This is a genomic window from Planobispora rosea, assembly GCF_014648175.1.
In the GTDB taxonomy this organism is placed as follows: domain Bacteria; phylum Actinomycetota; class Actinomycetes; order Streptosporangiales; family Streptosporangiaceae; genus Planobispora; species Planobispora rosea.
The window spans coordinates 1-5982 of the sequence record NZ_BMQP01000099.1 but is presented as its reverse complement, the minus strand read 5'-3'; the positions used below and the strand labels follow the sequence as shown (position 1 = coordinate 5982).

The window sequence follows — 5982 nt, the reverse complement described above, 5'->3', positions numbered from 1 at the left end:
ACTGGCGCGCCGGAGCGGTGCTGCTGGCCTACGCCGTAGGCTGGCTGCCCTGGTTCTACTGGGCCATCGCCCAGGACCGCACCATGTTCCTGTTCTACGCGGTCCCGCTGGTGCCGTTCATGGTCCTGGCCGTCGTGCTCGCCGCCGGGCTGCTCATCGGCCCGGCGGACGCCCCGCCCAACCGCAGGGCCCTCGGGGCCGCGCTGGCGGGCACCTTCGCCCTGCTCGCGCTGGCCAACTTCGGGTGGCTCCACCCGGTGCTCACCGGGGAGGCCATCCCGTATGCGGACTGGTATGCGCGGATGCTCTTCAAGGGCTGGATCTGACCGTTCGCATACGAGCCGCTTAGAGCTGATTTCATAGGGTAGGCGACGTGCGCGATCCACTACGTCCCGTTCATCGTCAGGGCATGCAGTCATACGGCAGACTTCGGAGCATGCCTGCACCGGACGTGGCCGCGCTCCTGATCGAGATGGAGCGATCCGAACCCGACTACGCCGAACACGCCCGGAGCGCGATCGAGTGGTTGACCGGCGGCGAGCCGCTGGAGATGATCACCGAACTCAACGTGTGCGAGTTCCTGTGGTACACCCTGCCGACCAAGGTCAGCGGTGACCGCCCCGCGATCGCCCGCGCCCTGGGCCGGCTGCTGCGCCGGGGCGGGCTGGAGCGCTACGCCGCGCTCTGCGTCGCCCCCGTGACCTCGCAGATCCTGCGCACCTACGCCCGCTCCGGCGAGGAGGAGGGCCTGGCCGCCTACCAGGCCGCCCTGGACGCCACCGGGGTGCTCCCGCCCGACGTGCCGGAGCTGCGCTGGAGCTCCATCATGGGCCCGGAGGAGCTGGGCGCGCACGGCGCCTGCTCGGCCGCGCTGGAGCTGGCCATCGTCTCCGGTGAGCTCGACCCCGCCTCCGCTCCGGAGCGGGAGGGGCTCACCCGGCGCTGGCTGACCGCGCCCCGCACCGAGCTGGGCGGCGACAACTGGCTCCACCGGGTCCAGGGCGAGCGGCTGAACCGCTGGGTCCTGGGCCGCGGTACGGCCTGGCGCGAGCTGGCCCAGCCCTTCGAGGTGCGCCTGCACGCCCCCGTCCCGGTGCCGGACGGGGACCACCTCCAGGCCCTGCGCTGGCTGCTGCGCGTGGGCCGCCGTCCCGGCGGGATCCCGCTGACCCCGCAGGACGGCCTCGCCCCCGCCGTACTCGACGAGAGCCGCTGGAGCGACGCCGAGCTGGCGGCGGCCGTCGAGGCCGCGCGGGAGATGGGCGTCCTGGAGGAGGCGGACTCCCCTCGGAGGCTGGTGACCACCGCGGACGGCGGGCGCCTGCTCGGCGACGCGGGCCTGCTCTGGGCGTCCGCCACGGCCACCCTGCTGGTCTCCACGACCGGGGAGCACGACTTCAGGGTGTCCACCAGGGAGGTGGCGCTCATGCTGCTGGCCGAGGGGAAGCCCGCCGACCGGGAGAGCGTGATCGCCGTGATCGGTTGCGAGGAGTGGCGGCACCCGGAGGTCGACGCCGCCCTCACCGAGCTGAACCGCCGCCTGCACGCCTTCGGCCTGTGCTCGGGGGGCGTGCTCACCCCGGGGGGCCGCGCCGCCGCCCTGACGGCCCTGCGCGGCCACGCCCTGCGCCCCCGCCGCTACGTCAGCATGAGCTGACCGGGCCGGAATGGTGGCCTGAGCGGACATTCCGGCCGGTCGAGCCCCACTTTTCCGACTATTTCGTCAATGCGAGGGAAGTGAGAGGATGTGCCCGAATCCGCTCCCCGTGACGGCGCCTCCTCACCGAAGCCACGATCCGCAGGATCCGCCGCCGAGCCGATCCTGACCTCCGCCGGTCCTCTGTCCGACATCGGCGCCGCCGCGCCGGTCCCCTCCACCTCGGGGCCGCTGCACGATCCCGCCGGTCTCCTGCACGACCCCGGCGGCCCCTTGGGCGGTCCTCCCGGGCCCGCCGTGGACATGACCGTCGCCGACGGGCCCTTCGGGCGGCCCGGCCGGTCGATGCGCGGCAACCCGTTCGTGTTCGGCTTCACCGCCGCCCTGGGCGTGCTCACCGCCTGGTGGCTGGTGCAGGCCGTGGCGAGCGCGGGCTCGGTGATCATCCTCATCGTGGTCTCGCTCTTCCTCGCCGTCGGGCTCAACCCGGCCGTCGAGGCCCTCCAGCGGCGCAACCTGCCGCGCCTGGTCGCGATCACCATCGTCTTCCTCGGTGTCATCGCGCTCTTCGTCGTCTTCGGCCTGGCGGTCGTGCCGCCGCTGACCACACAGTTCACCCAGTTCGTGGCCAACGTCCCGGACTACGTCCAGGGGCTTCAGAACAACGTCGTGATCCGTGATCTCGACCAGCGCTTCCAGCTGCTGGACAAACTCCAGCAGTACGTCACCAGCGGCGACTTCGGCACCCAGATGTTCGGCGGCGTGCTCGGCCTGGGCTCGGTCCTGCTCGGCGCGGTCTTCAACGCGCTGACCGTGCTCGTCCTCACGCTCTACTTCCTGGGATCGCTCACCTCCATCAAGGAGATGGGCTACCGCCTGGCGCCCCGGTCCCGCCGGACCCGCATCCGCCTGCTCGGCGACGAGATCATCCAGCGCATCGGCGGTTACGTCGCCGGCAACCTGATCGTCTCGCTGATCGCCGGGGTGACGACCTTCCTCTTCCTGAGCATCATGCAGGTGCCGTACGCCCTGGCCCTGTCCCTGATCGTGGCCCTGACCGACCTGATCCCCATGGTCGGCGCCTTCATCGGCGCGGGTGTGGCCTCGCTCGTCGGATTCTTCGTCTCCCCCACGGTCGGCATCGTCTGCGTCGTCTTCTTCACCATCTACCAGCAGATCGAGAACTACCTGATCGCCCCGAAGGTGATGCTGAGCTCGGTGGACGTCCCGCCGCTGGCCACGGTCGTCGGCGCGTTGCTCGGCGGCGCCCTGCTCGGTGTGGTGGGCGCCCTGCTGGGCATCCCGATCGCCGCCGCGATCCTGCTCATCCTGCGCGAGGTGGTCCTGCCCCGGCAGGAACGCCTGTGACCGTGCGGCGCCCGGGAACCGGTCAGCCCGGGAGCAGGCGGACCTCGGCGCCCGGCAGGTGCTTGGCCCACCAGTGGGCGTAGCGACGGTAGACGGCCGGTTCCCGGTCCGCCAGGAACGCCACCAGCGCGCGGGCCTCGGCCGCGAGCCCCTCCCACGTCCCCTCGTCCAGCCGGTGGAAGGCCGTCGCCTCGATGCCTCCCTCGGCCGGGCGCCACACACCGGCGACGTACCCGTCGACGAGCAGGGCCGGCAGGACGTCGCCGTTGCGCCGGATGACCAGCGCCCGGTAGTCCTGCGGGATGATCCGGCTGCGGTCGGAGTAGGCGAGCAGGGTGCTGTCCCACATGGGCAGCAGCCGCGGCGGTGCGACGGTGTCCTCGGCCGGCAGCGACGCCCCCGCCACGTCGAACAGCGTCTCCCCGCCCGGGCCCTGCCGTTCCTCGACCCGGTCCGCCAGAGCCCGCAGGGCCTGTGCCGCCACCGGCCGCCTGAGCATGGTGAACTGGGCGAAATCACGCATCGAGGCGGGACCGAACGCCTGCAGGTAGCGCAGGAGCAGCCGCTGCACGGACGTGTCCTCCTCCGCGGGCTCCGGTTTCGCCGGGGCGGCGACGAACGACGACCACGCGCCGAACGACCACGGCCCGCCGGTCGGCGTGTGGTGCAGGGGAGCGAACGTCCGCAACGCCCACCACACGCCCCGCTTGCGCTCACCGAGGCGGGCCGCGAGCAGGTCCTCGACCTCGGTGACGGTGCGCGGGCGGACCGTGAACGCCGCGAGATGGGGAAGGAGCGCGTCGGCGTCGGCCGTGGACAGCCCGCTCGACGTGAAGCGCGAATCACCCAGCCGCGCGGCGCGCAGGGTCCGCCACATCGCGTTGTGGAACTCCGGGTAGTCCTCGGCGTGTACGGCGTGCAGCGTGATGCGCATCAGTGACGCCTTGACCACCGCGCGGTCGGCGAACGCGGCGTCGAGGTCGGCCGCGTCGAAGCCGGCGAGCCGGTTCCACAGCGCGATGTACGGCGACGCGGCCTCCTGCGCCTGCACGGCGACGATGCGGCGGACGGCGTCGGCCGCGTTCAGCGGTTCGCGGCGGAGGAGCAGCTGCCGGTCGAGCGTGGCCCGGTTGAGCTGCCGGGGGGTGAGGCTCATGCCAGAATCCCTGTCCTTACGGCCGTCGGGCACCGCCTACGATCTTCTCACGTCTCCGCCGGATCGCGTCTCCACCGGGTATCGGGATGACGAGAGAACCGCCCCCGCTCAGATGCCGCGCACGGCGGCGACGGTGAACGGCGTCCGCGGGGTGCCCTCCCCCAGCGGGCCGCCCTTGTCGAACTGCGAACGGACCACGTAGAGCGTCCCGCGGACCCGCACCAGCGTCGTCGGGATCTGCAGCGCCTCGTCGGTCACCCTCCGTTCCGCCCGCGCCGTGGAGCCGTCCCCGGAGACCCGCCACCGGCTGATGGTGTTGGCGGTGTTGTGGACGACCCAGAGCCGGCCCCCCTGCAGTTCCAGCCCGTCGGCGTGGAGCATGTCACCGCCGCTCAGGGCGACCCTGCGGATCGTCCCCGAGGCGGGGTCGAGGCGGTAGAGATCGCCGCCGGTCATGTCCACGGTCAGCAGGTGGCGTCCGGACGGATCCGCGACGATCCCGTTCAGGGTGAACGCGCCGGGTTCGTGCGCGTCGAGGACGCCGCTCAGGTCGAAACGGGGGGTGAGCGCCACGGGCTCGTCGCCCGCCCCGGCCAGCTGCCCGGGGGTGACGCGGTAGACCACGGCACGGACGCTGTCGGTCAGGTAGGCGCTGCCGTCCGGGGTGATGGCGAGATCGTTGACGAAGCGCGCGTCCTGGCCCGGGACCTCGAAGCGGGCCAGCAGGCGGCGGCTGCGCGTGTCGTACACGGAGACCCCGGTGGTGGAGTCGGTCACCCAGAGCCGTCCGAGCCGATCCACCTTCAGCCCGTTGGCGGTGTCGCGGCCGTCCGCGCCCGCCGGCAGGAAGACCCGGGCCGTGCGCCGTCCCGGGGTCAGCTTGAAGACCGTGCCGTCGGCGAACGACCCCGCGTAGAGGTCGCCGGTGCGCGGGTCGACGGCGACGCCCTCGGGATAGACCCGGTCACCCGGCAGCTCGTAGGCCGTGGAGATCCGGGGCCGCGCCCCGAGGTCCGTCGGCGTGGACGGACCGGTCACGGCGATGGTGGTCGCGGTGGTCGCGGTGGTCGCGGTGGTCATGGTGGCCGGGGCTTCCTGGACCGCCTGGGCGGCCGGGGTACAGGACAGGGCCACGGCGAGAGCCGCGACGGCGGCGGCCACGGGCCGGTGGACTCGGAGCACGATGCTTCTCCGTTCGACATCAAGATTAGATAGTTATCAGGAAGGTGAAGGCTAACAGTAATTAGAGTTCTAATCTTCGTCAACGTACAAACTTTCTGGGCCACTACCATGCAGAGATGACCTCGATGCCGATTCCGGAGCGCCTGGGCTCTCATCTCAAGCGCGCCGAGCAGGCGCTCAACGCGGCCAAACAGGCCGCGCTGAGGCCGGCTCACCTGACGGTGTCGCAGTACGCGGCGCTGCTGTACCTGTCGCAGAATCCCGGCATCTCCGCCGCCGCGCTCGCCCGAGCGTGCGCCGTCACCCCGCCGACCATGAACACCGTGCTCAAGAACCTCCAGGAGAACGGCCTGATCGAGCGCACCCCGCACGAGTGGCACAGGAACATCCTGGAGACCCGGCTCACCGAGAAGGGGGCGCGGGTACTGGCCGACGGGGACGCCCGCGCGGTACGGGTCGAGCGGGGACTGGCCGCCGAGTTCAGCGACGAGGAGCGGGAGACGCTGATCGCCCTGCTGGGCCGCTGCATCGGCTTCCTTGAGACGGCCCGCCGGGACGACTAGTGCTGTGACCGGAAACGATCACCGGGTTGAGTGAGGGTCTCAGGCCGCGGTTGCGA

At 71.7% G+C, this 5982-nt stretch carries 5 protein-coding genes and 1 pseudogene; 4 read left to right on the top strand and 2 right to left on the bottom strand.

The window, feature by feature from the left end:
- From IEZ08_RS38785 to IEZ08_RS38775, 3 genes and pseudogenes are all read left to right on the top strand, one after another.
- A pseudogene (locus tag IEZ08_RS38785) lies at window positions 1-326 on the top strand (phospholipid carrier-dependent glycosyltransferase); the annotation flags it as partial.
- Window positions 327-436: 110 nt separating this feature from the next.
- Entirely contained in the window at window positions 437-1657 is a 1221-nt protein-coding gene (locus IEZ08_RS38780; protein ID WP_189244217.1) for a hypothetical protein, read from the top strand.
- Between the two features lie 90 nt (window positions 1658-1747).
- Window positions 1748-3025 carry an AI-2E family transporter gene (locus IEZ08_RS38775; protein WP_068927341.1) on the top strand — a complete coding sequence of 426 codons (1278 nt, stop codon included), beginning with the start codon at window positions 1748-1750 and terminating at the stop codon, window positions 3023-3025.
- 22 nt (window positions 3026-3047) lie between these two features.
- On the opposite strand, the gene IEZ08_RS38770 is transcribed toward IEZ08_RS38775, so the two are convergent.
- Window positions 3048-4181: a winged helix DNA-binding domain-containing protein gene (locus IEZ08_RS38770; protein ID WP_189244216.1), complete on the bottom strand. Its 1134-nt coding sequence runs from the start codon at window positions 4179-4181 to the stop codon at window positions 3048-3050.
- A gap of 108 nt (window positions 4182-4289) precedes the next feature.
- Window positions 4290-5363, bottom strand: coding sequence for an SMP-30/gluconolactonase/LRE family protein (locus tag IEZ08_RS38765; RefSeq protein WP_203863735.1), 1074 nt, complete (start codon window positions 5361-5363; stop codon window positions 4290-4292).
- A 116-nt stretch (window positions 5364-5479) separates the two neighbouring features.
- On the opposite strand from IEZ08_RS38765, the gene IEZ08_RS38760 reads away from it, so the two are divergent.
- Window positions 5480-5926 (top strand): MarR family winged helix-turn-helix transcriptional regulator, encoded by a 447-nt coding sequence (locus IEZ08_RS38760; RefSeq protein WP_203863736.1) that lies wholly within the window; start codon window positions 5480-5482, stop codon window positions 5924-5926.
- Window positions 5927-5982 lie beyond the last annotated feature (56 nt).